Origin of the sequence: Umezawaea sp., from assembly GCF_036375055.1 — a bacterium.
GTDB lineage: Bacteria > Actinomycetota > Actinomycetes > Mycobacteriales > Pseudonocardiaceae > Umezawaea.
On sequence record NZ_DASUSQ010000082.1, the window covers coordinates 60,143 to 85,086 of the forward strand.

Consider the following 24,944-nt stretch of genomic DNA (forward strand, 5'->3'; position numbering starts at 1 on the left):
GCGGGGGGTCAGTACCCGCCCGCGGTGTTGCACTGCACCACCTGGACGACGCAGTCCTTCACCCGGTGTCCCAGCGCGTCCTCGTCCCAGGCGAAGAACCCGTCGCCGTGCATGGACGACGCCATTCCCGACGCCAGCCGGAAACCGTCCGCACTGCCGCTGGTCGCGTAGGAGATGGAGAACGTGACCGCCGGGATGGGCACCGGGAACTGCGCGGTGCACTGACCACCCCGACCCCACGCGACGTGGCTCTTGTGGTCGGGGCTGTCCAGGTGCTTGCCGTCCCAGCAGTCGGGGAAGCGCAGGGTGAAGTGCAGCGTGCCGCCGTCGCACACCGGCCAGTTGCCGTCCCGGCTGCGGCTCCTCCCCTCCAGCGGGCCACCCGCGCAGTAGAACTGGTTGACCGCGCCGACCGGGGTCGGCACCTGGCGCGCCGCGTCCCCCACGACCATCCGCAGTCCCTGCGGCATCGGGACGGTCTTCGACTTGTCGCTGAGCAGCGATCCGTAGTAGACCACCACCTGCTTGGGCTGCACCGGCTGCTCACGCTCGAACAGCGTGGGCACCCAGTACGCCGAGTGGTCCTGCACCGGCTGGCAGCTCGACGCGGTGAAGCGCATCAGGTCGTCGAACGTGGTGCGCGCGTTGGTGCCGCTGTTGCCGATGAACGAGTGCAGGTGCGACGCGCCCGGCTGGCCGGGGAACACGATCGGGTCGTCCGGCGCGGAGTGGCTGTAGGCGCACGTGGCGTTGAACTCGGGGTTCCGATTGGGGTTGGGCGGCACGGGCCTGGGCGTCATCGCCTGGAAGGCGGCCAGTTGCGCGTTCCACTTCGCCTGATCGACCGGCATCCACGTGCCCGCCGCCATCGTCACGGCGCCGTGCTGGTGCCCGGAGTGCGACACCGCCGCCGTCCCGCCGTTCGGCACCAGCACCAGCCCCACCACCGCCACCGCCGCGGCGGCGATGGCGGTTCCGACCCTCTTCCGCTTACCTGGCACAGCTTCCTCCTCCACCCGCGGGAACCGGGACTTCCCGCCGAAGGTAGGGCGCGGCACCACGGGGGTCGTGAGTCGAAAGTCCCAGCCGCCGCCCGTTCGGGGCCCAATTCGCGAGCCCGTCCCGGATGCCCGCGCGCACCAGCACCTCGGCCGCGCCACGTGCGCCCACCCATTGTGAATGCTGATCACGCCAATAGCGGCCAGTGGTGCCCGATCATCCGAATGCCTACTGGGAAATTCCCGGTATTCGAATTCAGCCTAGTGCCCCGATAAATGCGGACCAGGGACATCCGCACCATGCTAAGCCGCGCGACACCACGTCCAGACTAGCACAATTCCTTGCCGGCACGACTGGCAGGCACTTCCCTCTAAAGGGCTAGTTTCACTAGTTGAACCACGTGTTAGCTTCAGCACCGTGGTATTTCCACGACTTGCGCGGAATGCAAAAGCGACCGGATAGCCGAAGCCGGCACGCCGCTGCCGTCATTCACTCCAGCCTTCGCAGCGTCGACGTCGGCTTGCTCAGTGAAGAAAAGGTGCACCATGTCGCAGGACAGCTTGACACGACTGTTCACTCTTCTCGACGGCAATCGCAGCGGTGGGATCGACCGGTCCGACCTGGAGACCTTCGGGGCCAGGGCGGGTGGCAGGGCCAAGGACAAGGTCGCCGCCCTGTGGGACTCGCTGTCCATCCTGGACCGCGACTCCGACGGCGTCGTGACCAAGGACGAGTTCATCGCCGGAGCCGACTACAACGCGGTGTTCGAATCCACCGTCGCTCTCCACCTGGCCCTGTTCGACTCCGCGGACGCCGACAACGACAGCAAGATCAGTCGCGCCGAGTGGGGGACCATCAATTCCACCCTGGGGATCTCGGACGCCGACGCGGACGCCAACTTCAACGCCGTCGACACCGACCGGGACGACCTGGTCACCCGCAATGAATTCCTCGAACGGGTGATCTCGCTCATCAAGGGGAACAGCGACCTCTCCTCGGTCGACGTCACGCGTCCCCCTGCGCGCACCTGAGCGAGACGCGGTCGGTCGCGAGGGTGTCGGGCGACCAGGTCGTGGACACCCCCGCTCCGACCGCGCGGGGTCACAGGTCGAGGACGACCTTGCCGCGCACCTCGCGGCCGAACAGCGCGCGGACGGCGGCGCCGACGTCCTCCCAGTCGCCCCTCGTCCCGACCCCGGCCGACAGCCTGCCCCCGGCCAGCAGGCCGAGCAGGTCCGTCAACTCCTCCGCGACCGGGGACGTCGTGTCCCCGAAGGTGTTGATCGTCCGCGGCGCGCCGAACCCGAACAGGGAGCCCGCCGGGAACGTGGTGTCGAGCCCCGAACTGGTGCCCACGAGGTGGATCGCGCCGCCCTCCGCCAACAGGTCCCACGCACCGGCGAGCAGCGGCCCTCCGACCGTGTCGAGCACGAGGTCGAACCGCCCCTCCACGGTGGACAGATCGGACACCGCCTCCGACGCGCCGAGTTCGGCCAGACCGACCGCTCGTCCGGGGCCACCGACCACCGCCGTCACGCGCGCACCGGCGAGCGCGGCCAGTTGCACGGCGAAGTGCCCCACTCCCCCGCTCGCGCCGGTGATCAGCACCCGGCGGGCCAGCAGCGACCGGGTTCGCAGGACGCGCAGCGCGGTCACCCCGGCGACGCCCAGCGCGGCGGCGTCGCTCAGCTCCACCCCGGCGGGCACCACGCCGAGCCTGGCGGGGCTGACCGCGACCCGTTCGGCCCACGCGTGCGGTGCCATCCCCACCGCGACGCGGGTGCCCTCCGGCGGACCGGAACCGTCGGCCGCGGCCCGGACGACGACGCCGGCCGCGTCGTGACCGTGGACGGCTCCGGCGGCCCACTGGTCGACGTGCTTCAGCTCGCCGAGGTTCAGCCCGATGTGCCGGACCTCCACCAGCGCCTCGTTGACGGCGGGTCGGGGCTCGTCGACGTCGGCGAACCGGACAGGTCCACCGTCGCCGTGTTCGACGACCAGTGCTCGCACGGTGATCTCCTCATCAGCGGAACGACAGGTGAGGTCGAGCCTCGATCACCGCGTCCGCGCCGACCACGTCCGGGAGCGTCAGGTGTGTGCCCGTCCGCCTCTCCGCAGGCGGCTACCGCTCGCGGACGGTGCGGCGGTACTCACCGGGCGCGAACCCCCGCGCCCGCCGGAAGGCCCGGCTGAACGCCTGCGGCGTGGCGTACCCGACCGCGCCCGCCATCACGTCGATCGGCTCGTCGGTGTCCCGCAGCCGGAGCGCGGCCAGGTCCATCCGCCAGCGGGTCAGGTACGCGCCCGGCGTCTGCCCCAGCGCGGCCGGGAAGCGCCGCGACAGCGTCGCCCTGGACACGCGGACCGCCGCGGCCAGCGTCGCGGTGGTCCACGGCCGCTCCGGGTGCTCGTGGATGTGCGTCAGCGCGTCGCGCACGACCGGGTCGAGCACAGCGCCCAGCCACGAACTCGACCGCTCGACGGGGTGGCTCTCCCACCAGGCGCGCACGAACCGCACGAGCAGCAGGTCGATGATGCTGTTCACGGCCGCCGTGGTCCCGATCCGCAGCTGGGCCAGCTCCTCGTCCAGCAGCCGGATGGCCCCGTCGAGGGAGGCGTTCGTCCTGGCGGGCAGGTGCGTCGGGGCGTCGAGCGCGGTCAGCAGCAGCGTGCTCACCTCGGGGTCCTGCTCGTAGTGCAGGGTGAGCAGCCGGGTCTGGACCGGCGAGGAGCCCAGCCGCAGGACGCCACCGCTCGACCGGGCCTCGATCGCGGCGTCCGCATCGCACGGGCCCATCCTGACGCCCGGCCCGCTCGACAGGCCGTGCGCCGTGCCGGGAGGCAGGAGGACGACGTCCCCCGCGTCCAGCCGCCGCGGCTGCTCACCGGGGACGTCGAGCCACGCCGTCCCGGCCGACACGGCGTGCAGCGCGGCTCCGGGGAAGGTGCTCAGCCACACGCCCCACTCGCCACCGGCGTCGAGCCGCACGCCGAGCGACCCCCGCGCGCCCGAGACCCGCAGCGCGTCCTCCAGAAGATCCACCGCTCACCGACCCCGCCCGCACCGACACCCCGACAGCCGCCGACGCTAGCAAGCGGGCTCCGCGAGGAGCGCCTCGATCTCCCGCCCGAACTCGCGGAGCAGGTCGTGCGGCTCGCAGCGGTCCCGGTCGCTCCTGCCGAGCACGCAGGCCGCGACCGACTGGTCCAGGGCCGCCGCCGCGGCCTCGGCCGTGAGGGTCGCCGCGGCCGGGACGCCGATGCCACCGCTCGGGAGCAGTCCTATCAGGACGGACGTCCGAGCCTCGTGGGACGCCCTCTCCGCCTGGCTTCGAACCGAACACCGACGAGGTCGCACCCGGCCCGTGCGCGAACCTCGTCCGGACCTCGCGCCCGCGGCCGAGCCGGTGTCAGCGCAGGGAGCGGAAGGTCGTCCGGATCTCCTCGACCAGCACGGCGGGCTGTTCGAGGGCGGCGAAGTGCCCGCCCTGGTCGAGCGCGCGGTAGTGCAGGACGTCGGTGTAGCGCCGCTCGACCCACCGCCGCGACGCCTGGACGGCCTCGCCGGGGAAGACGCTGAAACCGGTGGGGGTCGGGTTGGGCTCCGAGGACGGCCCCGGTTCCCGGAGCGCTTCCCAGTACAGCCGCGCCGACGAGGCACCCGCGTTGGGCAGCCAGTACATCATCACCTCGTCGAGGATCTCGTCGCGGTCGACGACCAGTTCGGGGTCGCCGTCGTTGTCCGTGACGTCCTGGAAGAGCGTGTAGATCCACGCGGCCAGACCGGCGGGCGAGTCGGCGAGGGAGTAGCCGATCGTCTGGGGCCGGGTGGACTGCTGCCTCGCGTAACCGTCCTGAGAGGACCGGTAGTGCCGCGCCCGCTCGATCATGCGCTGCTCGTCCGGTGTCGCGTCGGCCACCTCCTGCGCGGTGGGGAACACCATCGGCAGGTTGACGTGCGCGCCGAGCAGTCCCGAGGGCGCCCTGCGGCTGATCGCCTCCACGACGGCGGACCCCCAGTCACCGCCCTGCGCCACCCACTCGTCGTAGCCGAGGCGGCCCATCAGCTCGATCCACGCGTCGGCGATCCGCGACGGCCCCCAGCCCGTCGTGGTCGGCTTGTCGGAGAAGCCGAAGCCCGGCATGGACGGGACGACGACGTGGAACGCGTCCTCCGCCCGCCCGCCGTGCGCGACCGGGTCGGTCAACGGGCCCACCAGGCGCCGGAACTCCAGCACGGAGCCGGGCCAGCCGTGGCAGAGCAGGAGGGGGATGGCCGACGGCTCGGGCGAGCGGGCGTGCAGGAGGTGGACGCCCAGTCCGTCCAGGACGGTGCGGAACGAGCCGAGGTCGTTGATCTCCCGCTCGCAGCGCCGCCAGTCGTAGCCGGTGGCCCAGTGCTCGCACAGCGCGCGCAGCCGGTCCAGCTCGGGACCCTGGTCCGCGCCGGTCTCCCGGTCGGGCCAGCGGGTGTCGGCCAGTCGACGGGCCAGGTCGTCGAGTTCCCCGTCGGCGACCTCGACGCGGAACGGTTCGACGGTCGTGAGCTGACTGGACACGGAGCCTCCTCGGGATGCGGTGACGGCAGCGTAGCTCAGAAGTGGAATCTCATTTCAACTTGAGAACCTGGTTTCCAGTTGCTACGTTCGGCGCATGGAGGAACGGCCACTGCGCCGCGACGCGGAGCGCAACCGGCAACTGCTGCTGCGGACGGCCCTCGCCCTGATGGCCCGTGACGGACTGGGGGTGTCCTACGAGAAGATCGCCCACGAGGCGGGCACCGGCACGGGCACCGTGTACCGCCGGTTCCCCGAGCGGACGGACCTGGTGGACGCCCTGTTCACCGAGCACGTCGACGCCGTGGTCGGCCTCGCCGAGCGGGCGAGCCGGGCCGAGGACGCGTGGGAGGGGCTCACGTGGTTCCTGACGCGGCAGTTCGAACTGGAGGCCGACAACCGGGGCCTGGGCGAGCTGCTGCGCAGCGGGAACCAGGCGTCGCACCTCGTGGTGCGGGGCCGGGCCAGGATCACCCCGCTCGTGGCGGGGCTGGTCGACCGGGCCGTCAGCGCCGGTCAGCTGCCCGCCGGGGTGGTTCCGGGCGACCTCGTCGCCGTGCACCTGATGGTAGGCGCGGTGATGGACGCCGCCAGGGAGGTCGACCCCACCCTGTGGCGCCGTTCCCTGACCGTGGCGCTGGCCGGGCTCCGCCACGCCGAACTGCCCGGCACACCGCCGGACGAGCACGTCATCGACCGCCTCTACGGCGTCCCGCCAGCACAACCCGACCAGGAGGTCGTCCACCGTGACACTGCCGAATGACCTGCTCGACGTCCTGCACGCCCCGGCGCTGTGCTTCCTCACGACCCTCATGCCGGACGGCTCGCCCCAGATCACCGAGACCTGGGTGGACACCGACGGGGAGAACATCGTCATCAACACGGTGAGCACCCACCAGAAGACGCGCAACGTGGCGCGCGACTCGCGGGTCGCCGTGGCCATCGCGGACCCGGAGTCGCCGTCGCGCTACTGGGCGGTCCGGGGCCGCGTCCTGTCGGCCACGACCGAGGGCGCCGAGGAGCACATCGACAAGCTGGCCCACAAGTACCTGGGGCGCCCCTACCCGTGGTACGGCGGCCGGACGCAGCAGCGCGTCGTGCTGGTCATCGGCGTGGACAAGCTGCACACGCCGCGCGGGTGAGCCGGGCCCGCCCGGCTCCGCGGCGAGCCGGGCAAGCGCTTCCAGAGGAATGCACTCGATCGTGGCGAACTAACAACGCGAATGCCGGTGAATATCACGAATCACGCCGTTATTCGCGTCCGCACGTCACTCCCGCAGCCTATCGACCACCTACTCCCATTGGGTTTTAATTCCGTACGGAATCCACATGGGAAAGGAATACCATGATTCGGAGAATCGTCGCGGTGGCTGCCGCGGTGACACTGGCGGTCCTCGCCCCGGCCCCGGCCTCGGCGCGGCAGGCGCTGACCATCCCTCCTCCCGACTGCGCCGCCGTCCGCGCCCTGCTGCCGATCGCGGGCGACGGCAACTACCTGCTCAACACCGGCACCCACCTCGTGCCGGTGTACTGCCACGACATGGCGGGCGACCCGAGGGAGTACGTCACGCTCGGCGCCGCCAACTTCTCGCAGTACACCGCGGGCGGCGCGGCACCGGGCACGAGCGTGCGCACCACGTTCACCCGCGTGCGCCTCGACCCGGCGACCCTGACCGTCGACATCAACGACCTCACGTTCGCCACCTCCACCGGCTCGCTGTCCCAGGGGGCCTCCGTCGTCACCTCCATGCCCTACGCGGTCGCCATGTCCTGCGACGGCGGTGCCAGCGGTGTCGGCAGGATCGACCTCACCGGCACCGCGTTCACCCTGTCCGACACCTTCCAGGTCGGCGGGTTCGACGCGTCGGGCACCGCGACCACCAGCGCCGACAACCGCACCGCCGACCTGGCCGGTGGCGGCTACTGCGGGTGGATCACCTCGGCCCCGTACATCTACAACCCGATCAACCCGAGCGGCCCCGACCTCCACCTCGGTCTCGCGTGCGGCCCCTACAACACCATCGACGTCATCCTCAACAGGGCGTGCGTGACCCTGCCCTGATTCCCCTTTCGCGACCGCGCCGCAATTCCGCGGTTCCGGTGCCGCGTTCGACCGGCACCCGTTCTTCCTCCCCAGACACTGGGGGTGGGCCGTGCCCGGAGGGCCGGGACGCGTCCTCGACGACGGCACCCCGGCCAACCGCGTCCTACCGCCCGCCGCCGCGGTGGTCCGGCCTCAGGTGTCGGGCGAAGAACCGGTTCACGGACTCCCCCTCGAACGCGGGGACGCCGGTGTGCCCGCCCGTGTTGGCGTGCAACGTCTTCTCCGCCGACCCGAGCGCGTCGAACAGGTCCAGGGCCATCCGCCGGTCGTTGCCCTCGTCGTCCCACTGGAGCAGGACCAGCAGCGGCACGGTGACCTGCCGGGCCTCGTCGAACACCGCGCGGGGCACGAAGCTCCCGGCGAACAGGACGGCCGCGCGGACGCGCGGCTCGACCACCGCCAGCCGGACCCCGATGGAGATCACCCCTCCGGAGTACCCGACCGGGCCGCTGATCTCGGGCAGCGGGAGCAGGGCGTCCAGGAGGGCCCGCCACTCCGGGACCGCCTGCTCGACCAGGGGGAGGACGAGCCGGTCAACGGTCCCGTCGTCGACCGGCTCGCCGGCCTCCAGCGCCCGGCGCAGGTCGGCGCGGGCCTGGTCGGCGGCGGCGGACGGGGGCCGCTCCCCGGCCCAGGGCAGTTCGATGGTGGCCGCGGCGAAGCCCTCCGCCGCGCACTGCCGGGCCCTGGCCGCCAGCCTGGGGTACATCCCGCGCAGGCCGCCGGGATGGCCGAGCAGGATCAGCGGGGCCGGTGCGGAGCCGGCCGTCCACAGGACGCCGGGGACCTCGCCGAGGGTGAACGCGCGTTCGAGGACGCCGTCGTCGAGGCGCTGTTCGGACGTGAATCGCATGTGGGTCGTGCCTTTCGGGAGTGCTCGTGAGCGGCGCTCCCGGACGACCTAGCGCCCGGCCGTGACCCCGGAGGGGAGCACCCACGTCGGTACAACGGTCACGGGTACCACCTCCTCGATCTCTCGCACGGCCGCCGGGAAGGTAGCAGCGCCCGTCGCGGGTCCGCCACCGGGTTTCCGGCCGACGGGCGGGCGCACCGCCGGGATCACCCCGTGCGGCACGGGGTCCGCGAGCCGCCGCCCGCCGGCGCGAGCGCGGACGAGCCCAGCAGCGCCAGCTTCTCGGCGTCCGAGGAACCCGCTTCGGCGTGGTAGACGACGAGGGTGAGGCCGTCGGTCCCGCTGATCGCGAGCCTCTCGCGGTGCAGGCGCATCCGCCCCACCCGCGGGTGGTCGAACGGGATCGGGGCACCGCGCTGGTCGCGCACGTCGTGGCGGTCCCACAGGGCGCGGAAGCGCGGGCTGGCGGCGGTGAGCTCGCCGATGACCTCGACGAAGCGCTGGTCGTCGGTGTCGGTGCCCGCGGAGTGGCGGAGGCTGGCGACGTAGCAGCCCGTGATCCCCTCCCAGTCCTCGTGCAGGCACCGCTCGGCCGGGTCGAGGAACACGTCGAGCAGCTGGTTGCTCCCGACCGACAGGCGCGGGGACAGCGCGGTCGCCAGGGCGTTGACGGCCAGGACGTCGAAGTAGCGCCCCTCCACGAACGCGGGGTGCGGCAGGGTCGACAGGAGCACGGCGGTACCGGTGGGCACCACCTCCACCCGCGGCGTGCGGCGCGTCCGCCGGGGCCGGTCCGCGCCGAGGGCCAGCAGGTGGGCCAGGTGCTCGTCGTCGAGCAGGAGGACGCGGGCGATGGAGTCGAGGACCTGCACGGACGGGTTGCGGTCGCGACCCCGTTCCAGGCGCAGGTAGTAGTCGACGCTGATGCCCGCGAGCATGGCGACCTCCTCGCGCCGCAAGCCGGGCACCCGCCGACCACCGAGGTCGGTGAGGCCCACCTGCTCGGGCGTGACGAGCTGCCTGCGGGCGCGGAGGTACTCGCCCAGGTGGTTCGGCTTGTCGGTCACCGGACCACGGTAACCCGCCCGCGAGGCGCCCTGGGGGGACCTGTCACCACCCCGGTCCGCCGGGGCACTGGTCCGGTCCCGGCGCGCGGCGTTCGCTGGTGGGGACGTGATCCACTGGTTCGAGCACCGAAGAGGCGACGAGGACATGGGGCAGTTCGAGGGCAAGACGGCGGTGGTGACGGGCGGCAGCACCGGGATCGGTCTGGCGACGGCGAAGCGGCTCGCCGCCGAGGGTGCGCACGTGTTCGTCACCGGCCGTCGCGAGGCCGAGCTGGACAAGGCCGTCGCCGCCATCGGCGACGCCACCGCGGTACCCGGCGACGTGAGCGTCGCGGCCGACGTGGACCGCCTGTACGAGCGGGTGCGGGAGCGCGGGCGGGGTGTCGACGTGCTGTTCGCCAACGCGGGCATCAACCCGGTCGCGACGTTGGAGGAGCTGAGCGAGGAGGTCCACGACTCGATCTTCGACGTCAACGTGAAGGGCACCTTCCTCACCGTGCGGAAGGCCCTCCCGCTGCTCAACGCCGGTGCCGCGGTGATCCTGACCGGTTCCACGGCGGGCGCGGGCGGTGCGGCGGGCATGAGCGCCTACGGCGCGTCGAAGGCGGCCGTGCGGGCCTACGCGCGAGCCTGGGCCGCCGAGCTGGGCGGCCGGGGCGTCCGGGTCAACGCGGTCTCGCCGGGCCCGGTGAAGACCCCGCTGTGGGACGAGGCCTTCGGCGAGCGCGCCGAGGAGATGATGGCCGGTGTCGCGGCGGGCCTGCCCGCCGGGCGGGTCGCCGACCCGGACGAGATCGCCGACGCCGTGCTCTTCCTCGCCTCGCCGCGGAGCAGCTTCGTCTACGGCGCCAACCTCTACGTCGACGGCGGCCTGAACCAGATCTGACGGGGAGTTCGCCGTCCACCAGGTGCGCGACGGGCGGTTCGCGCACAAGACGGCCCTGTGCGACGCGGACGGGCTGCGCGGGCGGTGGACCGGTTGACCGTCAGTCGAGTTCGCACTCCCCTCGTGCCGGCCTTCGCACGACGGTGCCGCGGGAAGGCCGGCACGGGGGCGCATCGCCGCTTCTGGTTGCCTCCGCGGTGCGGTGGCGCTGCTCGACACAGCGGCGTTGATCACTCAGCTGTGGTTCCGGCGCCGCTCAGCGCGGCGATGTGCTCCGCGAAGCCAGCGGCCTCGGCCTCACCGGGCCCGTAGACGCGTTCGAATTCGACCGCCATGGCCTTCAGCCCTTCCACCATCCCCGACGTGTCACCAGCGTCACGAAGGCAGGTGATGATGTTCCGGTGAAGGGTGAGCACCGAGTGGTCGTCCACGTTCCACGTCTGCCGCGCCCCGATCAACAGGTCCTTGTACGCGGCTGCCGCGTCAGCGAAGAGGCCAGCCCTGTCCCACCAGTACGCGCACTCCCTCAGAGTTGCCAGGGTTTCAGGGTGTTCGTTCCCCAGTACGCGCTTCCGATCGGCGAGGACCGCCCTGAACTCCGTCACGGCCCGTGCCGTGTCGCCAGCGATCGCGCGCCAGTAAGCCAGGTTGTTCCTCGTGGACAACGTGTGGGGATGATCATCTCCCAGCACCTTGCTCCTGCTCGACAGAACGCGTTCCAGTCCTGCGACGGCACCCTCGACGTCACCGTTCCCGCCGCGCCAGTGCGCGAGGTTGTGAGAGGTCGTCATGGTGAGCACGTTGTCGTCACCGAGAACGCGGCGGAGATCTGGGAGCAGGACTTCGAAACACGACACGGCCGCCGCGGGATCACCTGCTTCCCCCGTCCAACGAGCAACGTTGCTCCTGGCGGTCAACGTGCTGGGGTGCTCCGGCCCCAACACCTGCGTGTAGATCTGCACGAGGTCGCGAAATTCCCGCAGCGCGTGCTCGACGTCCCCGCTGTGCGCGCGCCAGTACGCGAGGTTGTTGTAGACCTCCAAGGTGTCCGGATGATCGGCGCCCAACACTCGACGACAATCACTGATGAGGGCCTCGAACTGGGCCAGCGCTTCTCGGGGACCTCCTGCTTCGCCGGTCCAACGGGCACAGTGGTCACGGGCGTGGAGGGTGTACGGGTGCTCCTCGCCCAAGCGCGCGCGGGCAACGTTCACGAACCGGGTGAACTGGTCCCTCGCCGCGGCCACAGCACCGGATTCCCCACGACTGATCGCCGCCCGGAACAACAGGTTTCGACAATGGCAGTCCCACACCACGCCATCGGTGTTCACCTCCAGCGCATCGGCGTTGACGCGCAGAACCTCCACGAAACCCTGGTCACGCTCCACGGACGGCCACACCGCGTTCAGGGCGCGCGCAGCGACATGGGTAAGACCCTTGAGCGCTCCGGGTTGGAGGTCGTCACGAGTTGCCCGTTGCACCAAGGAGTGCACCCGCACGGTGTGAACCGATGTGGAGTCGAACGTGATCAAACTCAAGCGGTGCAGGCAGTGCAGGCCATCAGTGCTGTCATCGACGTCGACCGATCGGCCGGTGGCCCTGACGAGCAGGTCCAGGACAGCGGTCGTGGTGAAGACCTCCGCCGGGATTCCGTTGGGGTCCAGCAGGCTGGCCACGGCGAGCAGCGGGCGGCCGAGACCGGCGGGGGTCAACTGGTCGGCCAGTTCGACGGACAACGACCAGGTGGTGGCGACCGTCGTCCGGTGTTCGTCGGGCAAGGAACCGACCTCCGGGAACAACGACGCCAGCCTACGTCTGCGATCGGCGAATCGAGCCCGGTACGCCTCGCAGGACAACTGCCTGTCCAACGCGTACGCCGACGCCTGCGCCAGTGCCAGCGGCAGGTGTCCGAGGTCGTCGGCGAGTTCGACGAACGATGCCAACAGGTGCCGGGAATCGCTGAACGCCGTGCGCAGGTACGCGTAGGACTCCTCCGGGGCGAAAACGCCGACATCGACGAGATCGCGCCCGACACCGCGCACGGCGGTGTCACGACGGCGGGTCGTGGCCACGACCCGGCCACCCGCCCCCGGCGGCCACAGACCATTCACGTCCGACGGTGTGCGGATGTCGTCGAGAACGACCAACCAGCGGCACGACGTGGTGGCCAGCCACGTCAGCAGGCGCCGCGCGCCACGTTCGGGATCCGACCGGTCATCCCCGAAGAGGGCGGACGCGAGGTGTGCGTACTCGGCCACCACGGATTCCCGCGAACTCGCGGTGACCCACACCAGCAGGTCGAGTTCCCCGGATTCCCACAGGCGTTCGGCGAAGTCAACGGCGAGTTGCGTCTTGCCGACGCCTCCCAATCCGACCAGCACCGTGGTGTCGGCTCCACCGAGCCGAGACGAAGTCGCACTTCGTCGCTGGAACGACATGGCCCGCGGAGGAACCGCTCCCGCCCTGTGGGGGAGCGTGACCTCGGCCTGGTCGTTGGCCAGCTCGTAGCGCACTCCGCCCAAGATCGTACCCGCGTTGACCACGTTCCCCTGAACGTCACCCGAGATCGAATTCGACACGGCGGACGATGAAGGCGAACCTTCGCGCGGCGACATGGCGCGAGTATCTCAAAGATCATTTTCGATAAACACGCAGGTATTTCCGCAGAACTGCGGCCGCGTGCCACTTCTCTCCACGGTGTCGTGCGGCACGTGCGGCCGAGGAGGTTCCCGTCACTGCTGCCGGAACGGCAAATTCTCTCGCCCCACCCCCGCCCTCCCCGGCTACCGTCCGCCGACCCGTCGAGCCGTGCACACCCCAGAAGGACACCATGGACATCTTCCTGACCGGCGCGACCGGTTTCCTCGGAGGCGTCATCGGCGCCCGCCTCGTCGCCGACGGGCACGCGGTGCGCGGTCTCCTCCGCGACCCGGCCGACGCGCACCTGGTCGCGCGGGCCGGGATCACGCCGGTGATCGGCGACCTGGACGACGCCGACCTGCTCACCGCCGAGGCGGAGCGCGCGGACGGCGTGGTCAACGCGGCCGCCAGCGACCACCGCGGCGCGGTCGAGGCGCTGCTGCGCGGCCTGCGCGGGTCCGGCGGGCCGTTGCTGCACACCAGCGGGACCAGCGTCGTCGGTGACGACGCCAAGGGGGAAGCCTTGTCCCCCACCGTGTTCGACGACGCGGGGGAGGTGGTCGCCGACGCGCACCCGGTCCGCCGGGCCCGCTTCGCGATCGACACCGACGTCGTGGCCGCGGCCAGCACCGGTGTGCGCACGGTCGTGCTGTGCAACTCGCTCGTCTACGGCACCGGTCGTCCACCGCGCCCCGACACCGTCCTGCTGGTGCCGCTGGTCGAGCAGGCCCGCGGCAGCGGCGTCGTCCGCGTGGTGGGCGTCGGCGCGAACACCTGGTCGACCGTCCACGTCGACGACGTGGCGGCGCTGTACTCGCTCGCGCTGGGCGATCCGAACGCGAGCGGCTTCTACTTCGTGGAGAACGGCGAGGCCTCGTTCGCCGAGATCGGTGCCGCCATCGCGCGGCGGCTCGGGCTCGGGCCGGTCGAGCCGTGGCCGCTGGAGGACGCGGCGCGCGCGTGGGGCGAGGGTCTGGCCCGGTTCGCCCTGGGGTCGAACAGCCGTGTCCGCGGCACCCGCGCCCGGCAACTCGGCTGGCGGCCCGAGCACGCCTCGATCACCACGTGGATCACGGAGGACCTGATCGTGAGGTGACCTCCCCCTCGGCCTGCCGGTCACGACGATCGGCAGGCCGAGGGGGAGGTGCCTCAGACCCCCGAGCACCGTCGCCACCCGGTCACCGGGCGGGTCCGGTGCCAGGCGACGACGAGGAGCAGCACGCCCACCGCCAGGGGGATGGCGCTCGGCGACCGGCCCGGCGCCCGCGGCGGTCCGGGCGGCTCCAGCACGGTCACCGCCTGGATCGCGCGCGCCGGGGTGGCTCGTGGGCACCGGAACCGCCGGTCGTGCGGGAGTGGCGGGCGTCCTCGTGGTCGGGACGCCGTGGCAGAACGCCCCCGCGTCGCAGGGGGCGGCGGGCTCAGACGACCAGGACCCGCCGTCCACGCGTGTGCCCCGCCTGGCTGTCGACGTGCGCGGCGGCGGCGTCGGCGAGCGGGTAGGACCTGTCGACCGGGATGTGCAGCCGTCCCCGCGCGATGAGGTCGACGGCCTCCGCGAGCGCGTCCGACATGCTCCCGGCCGCACCGGAGAACCGGACGCCGGTCCCCTGCTCGTCGAGGTCGGCGATGGTGATCACCTTGCGCGGGTCCCCCGTCAGCTCGACCAGTTCGCGGAGCACACCGGACCCGGCCAGGTCCAGCGCCGCGTCCACGGGACCGAGCCGCCGCACCCGCTCCACCCAGCCCTCGCCGTACGTCGTGGCGACCGCGCCCAGGCCGCGCAGGTAGTCCTGGTTGGCGGGCCCGGCCGTGCCGATCACCGCGATGCCGCGGTCGCGGGCGATCTGGAGCACCGCCGATCCGACTCCCCCGGCCGCGCCGCTCACCAGCAGCGTCCGCCCCGGCCGCACCCCGACCTCGCGCAGGACTCGCAGCGCGGTCTCCACCACGGACGGGTACCCGGCCGCCTCGTCGAACGGGAGCCCGTCGGGCATCCGCGCCCACGCCGACAGCACGGCGTACTCGGCGTAGGTGTTCACGCCCTCGCCGAACACGGGGTCACCGACCTCGACCCCGGCGACGCCGTCGCCGACCTCGTCGACCACCCCGGCGGCGTCCTGCCCGATCCCCGAGGGCAGGGAGAGGGGCCGGACCTGCTGGAACTGGCCTTCGCGGATCCTCCAGTCGACGGGGTTCACGCCCGCCGCCCGCACCGCGACGCGCACCTCGCCGGGGCCCGCGTGGGGCTCCTCGGCGTCGACGAGCCGCAGGACGTCCGGACCGCCGTACTCGGTGAAGCTCACTCTCCTCATGCCGACCAACATAACACTAACGGTTAGCTTTTTGGAACGGGTACGGTTTTGGATTTGGTAGCCTCCGCGGATGACCGTGCCGACGGGGCGCCGGGAGCGCAAGAAGGCCGCGACCCGCCAGAAGATCGCCGACACCGCCCTGCGGCTGTTCCTGGAACGCGGGTACGAGGCGGTGGGCATCCGGGACGTGGCCGCCGAGGCCGACGTCGCCGTCACCACGCTCTTCTCCCACTTCGCCTCCAAGGAGGCCCTGGTGTTCGAGCGGGGGGACGAGTTCCAGCAGCGCCTCACGCGGGCGGTCACCGACCGGGCGCCGGGCGAGCCGCTCGTCCCCGCGCTGCGCCGCGAGGTCCACGCCCTGGTGCGGCACTGCACGGGCGACGGCGCGGCCCCGACCTGGCACCTGATCGACGAATCCCCCGCCCTGCGGGAGTACGAGCAGTCGATGATGCTGCGGCAGGCCGAGTCGCTGGCGGCGGCCATGACCGCCGATCCCGACCTGGGCGGGAACGCGACGGCCTGCCGGGCCGTCGCCAGGTTCGTGACCGCCGCCTACTCGGTGGCCCGCGAGGCCGCCGACCCGCGGGCCGCGGTGGACGAGGTCTTCCACATGATCGAGGCCGCCTGGGAGGCGGGCCGCCGCGCGCCGGGCGAGGAGCTGTCACGGGCCTGACCGGCGCGGGCCCGTGTTGGCGCGCCCCCCCTTCCGCGCGCGGGGACGCGGCGCGCCGGAGCCGGACGGCAGGCGCGGGGTCACCGGGCCGCGACCTCCGTCCGGGGAACCGGTCGTGAACCGGACTCCCACCGATCACGGCGTGCGCGCGGGCCGCAGGACGTAGTCGTAGGTGAGCGCGCGGTACGGCCGGTCGAGTCCGCGGGCGCGGTAGTCGGCCGGGTCGTCGTGGGTGGTGGTCGACTTGACCGCGTCGGCCGGGATGGCGCCCTCGACGGTGCTCACGACGAGCGGGTCGCCGTCGAAGTAGATCTGGGTGGTCAGCGGCAGGCACCCGTCGGCGGAGACGACCGAGTGGATGTGCAGCGGGCGGAGGCCGTCGAGGCGCAGCGCGTCCAGCAGTTCGGAGAGCGGGCCGTCCGGCGGCAGGCCGAAGGTCTCGGTGCCGGGCACGACGGTGCTGAACTCGTAGCGCCCTCCGGCGTCGGCGACGACCCTCCCCCGCAGGTTGTGGGTGGGGATGCCGGTGGAGTCGTTGGGGATGTCCAGCGGCGCGAAGGCGGTGCTGTCGACGCCGGAGTAGACGTCGTCGGCGTCGATCTGCCAGACGTCGAGGACGGCGCCGGGAAGCGGGTCGCCCGTGGTGGAGCGCACGGTTCCGGACACGACGAGGGGTTCACCGGGTTCGTCGGGGCGCATGGGGAGCACGGCGGGGCTGCGCAGGAGCGGGGAACCGGGGATGCGCGCCGGGCCCTCCATCTCCCAGTGGCTCGCGCCGTCCTTCTCCGGGTGGGCGTACGGGACGCCCTCGGTCGCCTTCACGACGGTCTTGTGGAACAGGATGCTCGCCGACGACAACTGGCCCGCGTCGGCGACCCGCCCCAGCCACGCGGTGGCGGCGAGCAGTTCGTCGAGGGTGACCTGGTGCTTGAGGATGACGTCGTCGACGGCGCGGCGCAGGTCGGCGAACACGACCCGCAGGCGGTTTTCGGACTGGCTCACGCGCGGTGGCTCCTTCTCGGTGCGGTGGCGGTGTCGAGTGGACGGACGTGGGGACGCGTCGGGACCGGTCAGCGGCGGATGCCCGCGACGAGCGCTTCCCAGTTGCGGGAGGCGATGCGCTCGCGGTCGTCGTCGCTGATCGGTGCCGTGTCCAGGAAGCGCCGCGCGGACCCTCCGCGCTCCCTGTTGAACGGGTAGTCGGAGGCGTACACGACCCGCTCGACCCCGACCGTCTCCAGCGTCCAGCGCAGGTACCGGTGGCTGGAGATGCCGCCGGGGGTGATGAGGACGTTGGAGCGGAAGTACTCCGCGATCGGGCGCCGCAGACCCGCGAGCCCGTCCAGGACCGCGACGCGGTCGAGGTAGAACAGCACGACCTCGCCCCAGTGGCCCAGGATGACCTGGAGGTCGGGGAACCGGTCGAACACACCGGAGACGATCATCCGCAGGACGGTCAGCCCGGCGTCGTAGTGCCAGCCGAACGCCCCGGTGGCCAGCATGCCGTCCACCGGCTCCCCGAAACCGCGGTAGTAGGCGCGGTCGACGGCCGGGAGCGGGGCGCGCGGGTGCAGGTAGAGGGGTGCGCGCAGGTCCTCGGCGGCCTCGTAGACGTCCCAGAACTCGGGCGCGTCCAGGGAACGGTCCCCGGAGCGGGCGTTCACCAGTGCCCCGTTGAGCCCGAGTTCGGTGACCGCGCGGCGCAGTTCGTCGGCGGCGGCGCGCGGTGCGGGGGTGGCGAGGGCCGCGAACCCCTGGAGGCGGCCGGGGTTGCGGCGCACGGCGGCGGCGATGGCGTCGTTCGTGGGCCCCTGGAGGGCGGTCGCCTCCGCGGCGCGCAGGTTCTGGAGGCCCGGTGTCGACAGGGACAACACGGCCGTGTCGATCCCGGCGTCGTCCATGGCGGCGACGCGTCCGTCGTCGACGTCGAGCAGCGCGCGCGTGACCTCATCGGTGAGGGCCCACCTCATCATCGGCTCCGAGAGCCCGGGGTCCTGCCGCCGCCACGCCTCGACCACGTCGGCGGTGACCATGTGCTCTTCGAGTGCGTACAGCTTCACCAGGGGGCTCCTGCCGATCGGAGGTGACACGTGAATTTTCAAGTGTCACGCTAATCCATGCTGACATGAAGATTCAAGTCATAGTGGGCTCTCAGTACACTGCGCGCATGTCCGCTTCAGGGGAGTCCGACGTGCCCGAGCCGCGCTGGCTCGCGGGCGACCAGCTGGCGGCGTGGCGCGGGTTCATGAGGCTCCTCCAGACGCTGCCCGCCGTGCTGGGGGTGCAGCTCCAGCAGGACTCGAAGCTCAGCTTCCTCGAGTACTACGTGCTGGCGCACCTGTCGGAGCAGCCCGAGCGCCGCCTGCGGATGAGCGACCTCGCGGACCTCGCGGGCTCGGAGCTGTCCCGCCTGTCGCACCTGGTCACCCGCCTGGAGAACCGGGGTTTCGTGCGCCGCGAACCCGACCCGCTCAACGGCCGCTACACGCAGGCGATCCTGACCGACGCCGGTTTCGCCCACCTGGCCGACTCGGCGCCCGGACACGTCGGCCGGGTGCTGGACGTGTTCATCGACGTCCTCGACCCGGATGAGCTGCGGACCCTGCACCGGGTCTCCGACAAGGTGCTCGCCCGCATCGACCGCGACCGCGGCTGAGGCCGACCGCGCTGGTGTTCCCCGAGCGCCGGACACGGGCGGGGCGCGTGGGCCAGACTGCTGCGATGGTTCCCGAGTACACCAAGAGCGACCGGTTCCGCGGTGCTCGCATCCACCTGTCCGACCTCGCAGGCCTGGAGATCCGCGACTGCGAGGTCACCGGCCTGAAGATCGTCGACTGCTACGGCGGCGAGGTCCACGTCGGCGGCGACTTCGAGCGCCTCGTCGTCAACGACGTCGACGTGACCGCCTACGTCGAGGGTGAGCTCGACCGCCTGCACCCCGCGCGGGTGCTGGCGCGGGACGCCTCCTCCGTCGAGGACTACCGGGCGGCCTGGGCCGCCGTCGAGGCCCGGTGGAGCGCGACGCTCGACCGGGCGCGGCTGCTCCCCGACGCCCGGCTGCACGAGCGGGTCGATGGCGAGTGGTCGTTCGTCGAGACCCACCGGCACCTGCTGTTCGCCTCCGACGCCTGGCTCGGCAACGCCGTCCTCGAAGAGGACGCGCCCTACCACCCGCTGGGCTTCCCCTCGGGCGGTATGCCGCCCGAGGAGTCGACCGCGCTGGGACTCACCCTCGACGCCGCGCCGACGCTCGACGAGGTGCTCGCGCCGCGGCTGGCCCGCATGGCCGTGGTCCGGCGCGTGGTCGACGCGCTCACCACCACCGAACTCGACCGGGTGTGCGGGCGGAAACCGGCGGACCCGTACCCCGACCAGGAGTACGTCGTGCGCCGCTGCCTCAAGGTCGTGCTCAAGGAGGAGGCCGAGCACCACCGCTACGCGGTGCGCGACCTCGCGGTGATCGAGGCGGCCGAACAGGGGTAGCCGCGGTCTCGCCGTCAACGGCGCCGATCGGCCTCGGTGCGGGCGTTCCAGCCGCCGAGCACGCTGAGCGGGTCGTGCTCCGGGAGCCCGGCGCGGGCGTGCGGACCACGATCCGAAATCCGGGTCGCCCGCAGCGCGTGACGGGCACCCGGCTCAGCCCGTCCGCGCGGGCGCGGGGCCGGGCAGGTCCGACGGCACCCCGTCCCTCGTGCGCCACCACCCGCGCGACGCCAGCCCGGCCAGCACGGCGCCCGTCGCGTTGACCAGGACGTCGTCCAGCGACGACACCCGGTCGAGTTGGAGGACGTACTGCGCGGTCTCGACCAGGAGCGAACAGCCCGCCCCGAGCAGCAGGACCCGCGGCACGGTCGCCACCGCCGCGAACCGCATCGGGGCGAAGAACCCCAGCGCCGCGAACACCAGCAGGTTGCCGACGGTGCCCAGCACCCCCATCGTGGCCAGGTCCCGCAGCGGGACCAGGCTCACCCGACCGGGCACGACGCCCGCCCCCTCCCCCGGCATCAGCGTGATCCACACGAACGGCACCGTCCCGTGGACCAAGCCCACCTCGGCCACCGACGTGCGCCACGCCGACGCGACCCCGGCGGCCCGCCGCCGACGTGCCAGTGCCCACGCCACCAGCACGGCCACCGGCAGGGTGACCAGCGTCATCAGCACGACGCCGTTCTCCGTGCCGAAGCAGCCGCGCCACTGCCCGGACACGCACGCCGGAGCGGCCATGAAGAGCATCCGCCGCACGGAGAACGCCAGGTAGGCCGAGCAGGCGGTCGCCAGGACGACGAGCACGATCACGATCGTGCGGCGGGACGGTGCACCTCGGGTCATCGCACCAGTGAAGGCGGGGGGCCGTTGCGGGGGCGTATCCGGTTTCCGATACGCCCGCGATACCCCGACACGGGTCGAGGGCCGTCCGGTGGACGGCCCTCGACCCGTGTGCGGCTCCCGGTCAGCGCTCGCCGAGCTGCCACTCCGGCCGCACGTAGTGGCAGGTGTAGCCGTTCGGGTAGCGCTCCAGGTAGTCCTGGTGCTCCGGCTCGGCCTCCCAGAACGCGCTCGCCTCGACCACCTCGGTGACGACGCTGCCCGGCCACTTGCCGGAGGCGTCGACGTCGGCGATGGTCGCCTCGGCCACCCGCTTCTGCTCATCGGTCTCGTAGAAGATCGCCGAGCGGTAGCCCGCACCGATGTCGTTGCCCTGGCGGTTGCGGGTCGACGGGTCGTGGATCTGGAAGAAGAACTCCAGGATCTGCCGGTAGCTCAGCTGCTCGGGGTCGAACACGATCTCGATGGCCTCGGCGTGGTTGCCGTGGCGGCGGTACGTCGCGTTGGGCGTGCTGGGGTCGCCGGTGTAGCCGACGCGGGTGTCGACGACGCCGGGGTGGCGGCGGAACAGGTCCTGCATGCCCCAGAAGCAGCCGCCCGCGAGAACAGCCTTCTCCGTCACGGTGATACTCCTCTGCTCGGTGTTCACCCAGGAGAACGTTCGGACGGGGGTCGTTCATCCCCGGCGGGTTGTGACGTGTCCATTACGGGGGTCAGGAGCCGTAGGTGGCCTGCTCGACGGTGAACACGTTGCGGTGGCCGACGGTCTCCTGGAGGGACCAGAGCAGGTCGGGCTGGGTGGCGTCCTCCCAGTAGCTGATGCTCTCCGCGCCGCCCACCCAGTTGTGCGTGGCCGGACCGGTGGCGGGCGCCCAGTAGTACAGCTTCTTGGCCCCCGACGAGGCGAACCACCAGCGCGAGTTGTGCGAGGCGACGCCGTTCAGCTTGTACCAGGGCAGCCGGAGCGCCTCGGTGGCCGTGGTCGTGGCGGCGAAGGTGGTGGCTCCGGGGGCGAACGGGAAGCGGACCGCGCGCGGGGGGCGGTTCGGGTAGTCCGCGCAGTCGGCCTGGCAGGTGTACTCGGTCACGACGATCGACGCGGTGGGACGGTCCAGGGAGATCGTCGACCACCTGAGCGAGGCGTCGGACGTGGTGGCGGCGGTGACCGTGCCGACCTGCGGGAGGACGTAGGCGTAGTTGTGGGCGTAGTAGGTGGTGTCGGACTGCCTGCCGATCTGGCTCGCGGTACCGCCCGTGTCGGTCTTGAGGATCTTCCTCATGTCGAACACGCGCATGCCGCGGCCCGTGTCGGCGACGTAGAGGTGGTCGCCGTACCAGGACACGCCGCCCGCGTGCACGGGGATGTCCTTGAAGTCCGGCGCCTCGGCGGTGCCGGTGGGTTCCACGAGCAGGATCTTGCGGTACTTGTTGGGGTAGGTGGCGTCCCAGTCGACCAGCGTGATCCGGCTGCGGGACTGCTTGCCCCCGCAGCCGTCCTTGGTGTACCAGCTGACCAGCACGAGCTGGTGGCCGTCGTAGTTGCCGCTGTTGGCGGTGCCCACGGCGTCCCGGCTCGTGGTGATGCCCTGCGGGTAGTTCGCGCAGTCGCCGTTGTCGCCGGAGTCGAACGTGAAACCGCCCACGTAGCCCGCGACGCCCAGCGAGTCCGTGATGGCCGACCGGTCGTGGTTGGCGTTCGCCATGACCGCGTGGACCGACGCGACACCGAGCTTCGACACGAGCGCGCTGTTCAGGGTGTCGAACTGGTGGTAGTCGGACCGCAGGGTGAACTGGCCCGCGGGCAGCGCGGTCGGTGCGGCCGCGGCCTGCGCGCCGGCGACCGCCGTGGTGAGCAGCGTCAGGACGCAGGCCAGGAGGAGCAGGACCTTCTTGCGCAAGGGCATTGCGGGACTCCGGTTTCCAGTCAGGAGGCGGCGGCCGGACGCGGAGCGCACGACCGCGGAGTTCGGCCAGACGACGATGGAGCCGCAGCGGCGGGGCGCGGGTCAAGGTGTTTTCCCCCAGGGTGAATAACCGTCCACAGTGGATCTCACGGCGCGACGTGCCCGAGGACGCACACCGCGGGCGGGTCGAGGTCGAGCACCTCGGTCCGGAGCCGCTCGAACCCGGCGTCGGCGAGCAGGCCCGTCAACTCGGTGGCGGCCGTCGCCGACGTGGCGGCGGTGGCCCCGGCGCCGCGGGGCTGCGACACCAGCGCGACGCGCCCGCCCGGCCGCAGCAGCCGGGCGAGTTCGCGCAGCCGGACGACCGGGTCCGGCCACATGCCGACCGTGTTGACCGCGAGCGCGGCGTCGAACGGCCCGTCGACGGTCGACAGGCCCTCGACCGGCGCGTGCACCAGGCGCACCCGCCCCGCCCTGACGGCGGCCCTGGTGCGGCGGCGGGCCTGGCGGATCATCACCTCCGAGTGGTCGACGCCGACGACCAGTCCCCCGGACGCCCTGGCGGCGAGGGCCGCGAGGGCCACGCCCGGACCGCAGCCGAGTTCGACGACGCGCTCGGTCGGCCCGACGGCGAGCAGCCGCACGGCCCAGTGGTTGCGCGCCACGTTCGACGAGCGCCTGCCCATGATCCAGCCCGCGACGTGACCCGCGGCTCCGGTCGGCCGGTGGAACTGCGCCACCCCGCCGCGAGAACCCCACCACCGCAGGACGCGGTCCAACACCCTCTCCCCGATCGTCATGGGCCGAGCCAAGCACTTCGAGTACGCTTGAAGTCAATGTCCGCCAGCGAAAGCACCTCGGCCACGCCGACGCTGTCCATCGGCGAGCTGTCCGAACGCACCGGCGTGCCGACGAGCGCGCTGCGCTACTACGACGAACTCGGCCTCGTGCGGCCCGTGGCGCGGGCGGCGGGCAGGCGGCGCTACGCCGCGTCGGCCGTCAACGACGTCGGCGTGGTCCTCTTCTTCCGCGAGATCGGGTTCTCCCTCGCGGAGATCGGGCGCTTCCTCGGTGGCGAGCGGCGGGACCGCCGGGCCCTGATCGACCACAAGCTGGCCGAACTGGCCGAGCAGCGCAGGCGCGTCGACGTCGCCCGCACCGCGCTCGACCACGGCAGGCGGTGCCCGGCGGACGATCCCCTGACGTGCTCCCGGTTCCTGGCGATCGTCGAGGGGCGGCAGCGCGGCCTCCCGCTGGACGAGAGCCACGCGCGAGCGCACTGACGCTCGCGGGGCTACCGCGCGCGGTGACCGGAACACCGGGGGCGCTACGGCCGCGGTGCCGCTGAGGAGATCCCGACTGCGCGGTCTGCCCGCGTCCCACGTCGCCCATCGTCGCTTTACAACTGTTTGGCTTGACGCTACCGTTCGCTTAACAGTCGTTTGGTGATGGCGGATCCACCATTCCGCGGGACGAGGGAAAGGAAATGAAGCACACCGGGCACGCGGTCCTGAACGCCCCGGTCGACCGGGTCGACCTCGAGCACTGGCTGTTCACGCTGACCGACGCCGACTACCAGGCCTGCTCGCGGGGCCACCGCGCGGCGGGGACGTTCGTCCAGGACGGCGTGCGCGGCATGGTCAACGTCGAGGCCATCGGCGGGCACCTGATCGTCCAGCACTACCGGGAGGTCGCCGCGACGCCGTCGCGCGTGGAGATGCTGTCGGAGCGCAGCCGCGTGCACCTGTTCCACCTCGTCCCGGCGACCGTCCAGGTCCGCTGGACGATGTGGGTGACCGCGCGGGACGAGGAGACGTCGGACTTCCGCTGCACCGTCGAGCTGACGATGAACCCGCTGCCGCGCGCGCTCGGCACCCTGTCCGCGCTCGGCCCCGCGATCCGCGCGCACACCACGGAGGAGACGGGGCTCTTCGCCGCCGACGTCGCGCGCGAGCTCGGCTCAGCGAGCCGCCGGTAGCCGCCGTCTCAGCGGACGAGGGCGAGGCGATCCGCGAGCTGGTCGAGCACGTCCTCCCTGGACGGCCACGGGAAATCGGCCGCGGAGCGCAGCAGGCTCACGTAGCCGTGCAGCGCCGTCCACAGCAGCACGGCGTCGCGCAGCGGGTCGGCGCTGGTGGAGTCGCCCGCCGCGACGCAGGCGCGGACGGCGTCGCGGAGCATCGCGAAGGCGCGCGCGCCGGGCATGGTGTCCACCGACTTCGATTCCGCCGCCCGCAGCGACGGCACCTGGTCCCGGTCGAACAGCAGCGCGTACAGCCGGGGTTCGGCCACCGCGAACGAGGCGTACGCCCGGCAGAGCGCCCGCAGCCGCGGCACCGGGGCGGCGTGCGCGGCCCGCGCGGTCTCCAGCGTCGCGGTCAGGTCGTCGAAGGCGCGGTCGACGACCGCGTCCAGGATGGCGTCCAGGTTGCCGAAGTGGCCGTAGATCGAGGGTGCGGTGATGCGCGCTTCACGGGCGACGCTGCGCAGGGTGATGCCCGCGAGGCCGTCGCGCCCCCGCACCAGGCGGACGGCGGCCTGGACGATCTCCTCGCGCAGGGCACCGCCCGCACCCCTCGGGTTGGGTTTGCGCTGATTGCCGTCGGTGTGCACCACAAATC

28 protein-coding genes are annotated in these 24,944 nt (G+C 72.1%); 11 read left to right on the plus strand and 17 right to left on the minus strand.

The genetic code is table 11. The annotated features are described in order from the left end of the window. Nucleotides 1-8: 8 nt before the first annotated feature. Nucleotides 9-1,001 (minus strand): DUF1996 domain-containing protein, encoded by a 993-nt coding sequence (locus VFZ92_RS22120; protein ID WP_330877911.1) that lies wholly within the window; start codon nt 999-1,001, stop codon nt 9-11. A gap of 543 nt (nt 1,002-1,544) precedes the next feature. On the opposite strand from VFZ92_RS22120, the gene VFZ92_RS22125 reads away from it, so the two are divergent. Continuing rightward, a complete protein-coding gene (locus VFZ92_RS22125; RefSeq protein ID WP_330877912.1) occupies nt 1,545-2,030 on the plus strand; it encodes an EF-hand domain-containing protein in 486 nt (161 codons plus the stop codon). A 70-nt stretch (nt 2,031-2,100) separates the two neighbouring features. On the opposite strand, the gene VFZ92_RS22130 is transcribed toward VFZ92_RS22125, so the two are convergent. From VFZ92_RS22130 to VFZ92_RS22145, 4 genes are all read right to left on the minus strand, one after another. Beyond that, complete coding sequence (locus tag VFZ92_RS22130) at nt 2,101-3,009, minus strand: zinc-binding dehydrogenase (protein WP_330877913.1); 909 nt, start codon at nt 3,007-3,009, stop codon at nt 2,101-2,103. A 112-nt stretch (nt 3,010-3,121) separates the two neighbouring features. Beyond that, nucleotides 3,122-4,042, minus strand: a complete 921-nt coding sequence (locus tag VFZ92_RS22135) for an AraC family transcriptional regulator (protein WP_330877914.1) — start codon at nt 4,040-4,042, stop codon at nt 3,122-3,124. A 45-nt stretch (nt 4,043-4,087) separates the two neighbouring features. Then, nucleotides 4,088-4,357, minus strand: a complete 270-nt coding sequence (locus tag VFZ92_RS22140; RefSeq protein ID WP_330877915.1) for a hypothetical protein — start codon at nt 4,355-4,357, stop codon at nt 4,088-4,090. A 52-nt stretch (nt 4,358-4,409) separates the two neighbouring features. After that, on the minus strand, nt 4,410-5,558 hold the full coding sequence (locus tag VFZ92_RS22145) for an epoxide hydrolase (protein ID WP_330877916.1): 1,149 nt from the start codon (nt 5,556-5,558) through the stop codon (nt 4,410-4,412). Nucleotides 5,559-5,652: 94 nt separating this feature from the next. On the opposite strand from VFZ92_RS22145, the gene VFZ92_RS22150 reads away from it, so the two are divergent. From VFZ92_RS22150 to VFZ92_RS22160, 3 genes are all read left to right on the plus strand, one after another. Further along, on the plus strand, nt 5,653-6,318 hold the full coding sequence (locus tag VFZ92_RS22150; protein ID WP_330877917.1) for a TetR/AcrR family transcriptional regulator: 666 nt from the start codon (nt 5,653-5,655) through the stop codon (nt 6,316-6,318). Continuing rightward, the gene (locus VFZ92_RS22155; RefSeq protein ID WP_330877918.1) at nt 6,302-6,697 is read left to right on the plus strand and encodes a PPOX class F420-dependent oxidoreductase; all 396 of its coding nucleotides are present in this window, start codon (nt 6,302-6,304) and stop codon (nt 6,695-6,697) included. Before VFZ92_RS22150 ends, VFZ92_RS22155 begins: the two co-directional genes overlap by 17 nt. A gap of 224 nt (nt 6,698-6,921) precedes the next feature. Then, nucleotides 6,922-7,617 carry a GON domain-containing protein gene (locus VFZ92_RS22160; RefSeq protein WP_330877919.1) on the plus strand — a complete coding sequence of 232 codons (696 nt, stop codon included), beginning with the start codon at nt 6,922-6,924 and terminating at the stop codon, nt 7,615-7,617. A 145-nt stretch (nt 7,618-7,762) separates the two neighbouring features. Here VFZ92_RS22160 and VFZ92_RS22165 read toward each other — a convergent pair whose 3' ends face one another. Together VFZ92_RS22165 and VFZ92_RS22170 are read right to left on the minus strand one after the other, a co-directional pair. Next, a complete protein-coding gene (locus VFZ92_RS22165; RefSeq protein ID WP_330877920.1) occupies nt 7,763-8,512 on the minus strand; it encodes an alpha/beta hydrolase in 750 nt (249 codons plus the stop codon). 206 nt (nt 8,513-8,718) lie between these two features. Further along, nucleotides 8,719-9,579 carry a helix-turn-helix transcriptional regulator gene (locus VFZ92_RS22170; protein ID WP_330877921.1) on the minus strand — a complete coding sequence of 287 codons (861 nt, stop codon included), beginning with the start codon at nt 9,577-9,579 and terminating at the stop codon, nt 8,719-8,721. 106 nt (nt 9,580-9,685) lie between these two features. Here VFZ92_RS22170 and VFZ92_RS22175 point away from each other — a divergent pair, with 106 nt between their 5' ends. Continuing rightward, nucleotides 9,686-10,465: a glucose 1-dehydrogenase gene (locus VFZ92_RS22175; protein ID WP_330877922.1), complete on the plus strand. Its 780-nt coding sequence runs from the start codon at nt 9,686-9,688 to the stop codon at nt 10,463-10,465. A 230-nt stretch (nt 10,466-10,695) separates the two neighbouring features. Here the strand turns inward: VFZ92_RS22175 and VFZ92_RS22180 are convergent, their stop codons facing one another. Beyond that, a complete protein-coding gene (locus tag VFZ92_RS22180) occupies nt 10,696-13,080 on the minus strand; it encodes a tetratricopeptide repeat protein (protein ID WP_330877923.1) in 2,385 nt (794 codons plus the stop codon). Nucleotides 13,081-13,295: 215 nt separating this feature from the next. On the opposite strand from VFZ92_RS22180, the gene VFZ92_RS22185 reads away from it, so the two are divergent. After that, the gene (locus VFZ92_RS22185; RefSeq protein WP_330877924.1) at nt 13,296-14,201 is read left to right on the plus strand and encodes an NAD-dependent epimerase/dehydratase family protein; all 906 of its coding nucleotides are present in this window, start codon (nt 13,296-13,298) and stop codon (nt 14,199-14,201) included. A gap of 53 nt (nt 14,202-14,254) precedes the next feature. Here the strand turns inward: VFZ92_RS22185 and VFZ92_RS22190 are convergent, their stop codons facing one another. Together VFZ92_RS22190 and VFZ92_RS22195 are read right to left on the minus strand one after the other, a co-directional pair. Next, the gene (locus tag VFZ92_RS22190; protein WP_330877925.1) at nt 14,255-14,401 is read right to left on the minus strand and encodes a hypothetical protein; all 147 of its coding nucleotides are present in this window, start codon (nt 14,399-14,401) and stop codon (nt 14,255-14,257) included. 125 nt (nt 14,402-14,526) lie between these two features. After that, nucleotides 14,527-15,420 carry an NADP-dependent oxidoreductase gene (locus tag VFZ92_RS22195; RefSeq protein WP_330877926.1) on the minus strand — a complete coding sequence of 298 codons (894 nt, stop codon included), beginning with the start codon at nt 15,418-15,420 and terminating at the stop codon, nt 14,527-14,529. A 70-nt stretch (nt 15,421-15,490) separates the two neighbouring features. Here VFZ92_RS22195 and VFZ92_RS22200 point away from each other — a divergent pair, with 70 nt between their 5' ends. Then, nucleotides 15,491-16,093 (plus strand): helix-turn-helix domain-containing protein, encoded by a 603-nt coding sequence (locus VFZ92_RS22200; RefSeq protein ID WP_330877927.1) that lies wholly within the window; start codon nt 15,491-15,493, stop codon nt 16,091-16,093. 135 nt (nt 16,094-16,228) lie between these two features. On the opposite strand, the gene VFZ92_RS22205 is transcribed toward VFZ92_RS22200, so the two are convergent. Together VFZ92_RS22205 and VFZ92_RS22210 are read right to left on the minus strand one after the other, a co-directional pair. Beyond that, nucleotides 16,229-17,095 (minus strand): catechol 1,2-dioxygenase, encoded by an 867-nt coding sequence (locus VFZ92_RS22205; RefSeq protein WP_330877928.1) that lies wholly within the window; start codon nt 17,093-17,095, stop codon nt 16,229-16,231. 68 nt (nt 17,096-17,163) lie between these two features. After that, nucleotides 17,164-18,153, minus strand: coding sequence for an amidohydrolase family protein (locus tag VFZ92_RS22210; RefSeq protein WP_330877929.1), 990 nt, complete (start codon nt 18,151-18,153; stop codon nt 17,164-17,166). A 107-nt stretch (nt 18,154-18,260) separates the two neighbouring features. On the opposite strand from VFZ92_RS22210, the gene VFZ92_RS22215 reads away from it, so the two are divergent. Continuing rightward, a complete protein-coding gene (locus VFZ92_RS22215; RefSeq protein ID WP_330877930.1) occupies nt 18,261-18,749 on the plus strand; it encodes a MarR family winged helix-turn-helix transcriptional regulator in 489 nt (162 codons plus the stop codon). A gap of 65 nt (nt 18,750-18,814) precedes the next feature. After that, nucleotides 18,815-19,576 carry a DinB family protein gene (locus VFZ92_RS22220; RefSeq protein WP_330877931.1) on the plus strand — a complete coding sequence of 254 codons (762 nt, stop codon included), beginning with the start codon at nt 18,815-18,817 and terminating at the stop codon, nt 19,574-19,576. A gap of 153 nt (nt 19,577-19,729) precedes the next feature. On the opposite strand, the gene VFZ92_RS22225 is transcribed toward VFZ92_RS22220, so the two are convergent. The 4 genes from VFZ92_RS22225 to VFZ92_RS22240 form a co-directional block, all read right to left on the minus strand. Then, the gene (locus VFZ92_RS22225; RefSeq protein ID WP_330877932.1) at nt 19,730-20,422 is read right to left on the minus strand and encodes a VanZ family protein; all 693 of its coding nucleotides are present in this window, start codon (nt 20,420-20,422) and stop codon (nt 19,730-19,732) included. 121 nt (nt 20,423-20,543) lie between these two features. After that, nucleotides 20,544-21,041 (minus strand): peptide-methionine (S)-S-oxide reductase MsrA, encoded by a 498-nt coding sequence (gene msrA, locus VFZ92_RS22230; protein WP_330877933.1) that lies wholly within the window; start codon nt 21,039-21,041, stop codon nt 20,544-20,546. Nucleotides 21,042-21,132: 91 nt separating this feature from the next. Further along, complete coding sequence (locus tag VFZ92_RS22235; RefSeq protein ID WP_330877934.1) at nt 21,133-22,323, minus strand: hypothetical protein; 1,191 nt, start codon at nt 22,321-22,323, stop codon at nt 21,133-21,135. 146 nt (nt 22,324-22,469) lie between these two features. After that, a complete protein-coding gene (locus VFZ92_RS22240; RefSeq protein ID WP_330877935.1) occupies nt 22,470-23,123 on the minus strand; it encodes a class I SAM-dependent methyltransferase in 654 nt (217 codons plus the stop codon). A 36-nt stretch (nt 23,124-23,159) separates the two neighbouring features. On the opposite strand from VFZ92_RS22240, the gene VFZ92_RS22245 reads away from it, so the two are divergent. Both VFZ92_RS22245 and VFZ92_RS22250 read left to right on the plus strand, forming a co-directional pair. Beyond that, the gene (locus VFZ92_RS22245; protein WP_330877936.1) at nt 23,160-23,606 is read left to right on the plus strand and encodes a MerR family transcriptional regulator; all 447 of its coding nucleotides are present in this window, start codon (nt 23,160-23,162) and stop codon (nt 23,604-23,606) included. 203 nt (nt 23,607-23,809) lie between these two features. Further along, nucleotides 23,810-24,301 carry a hypothetical protein gene (locus VFZ92_RS22250; RefSeq protein ID WP_330877937.1) on the plus strand — a complete coding sequence of 164 codons (492 nt, stop codon included), beginning with the start codon at nt 23,810-23,812 and terminating at the stop codon, nt 24,299-24,301. An 8-nt stretch (nt 24,302-24,309) separates the two neighbouring features. Here the strand turns inward: VFZ92_RS22250 and VFZ92_RS22255 are convergent, their stop codons facing one another. Then, nucleotides 24,310-24,939 carry a TetR/AcrR family transcriptional regulator gene (locus VFZ92_RS22255; RefSeq protein ID WP_330877938.1) on the minus strand — a complete coding sequence of 210 codons (630 nt, stop codon included), beginning with the start codon at nt 24,937-24,939 and terminating at the stop codon, nt 24,310-24,312. Nucleotides 24,940-24,944 lie beyond the last annotated feature (5 nt).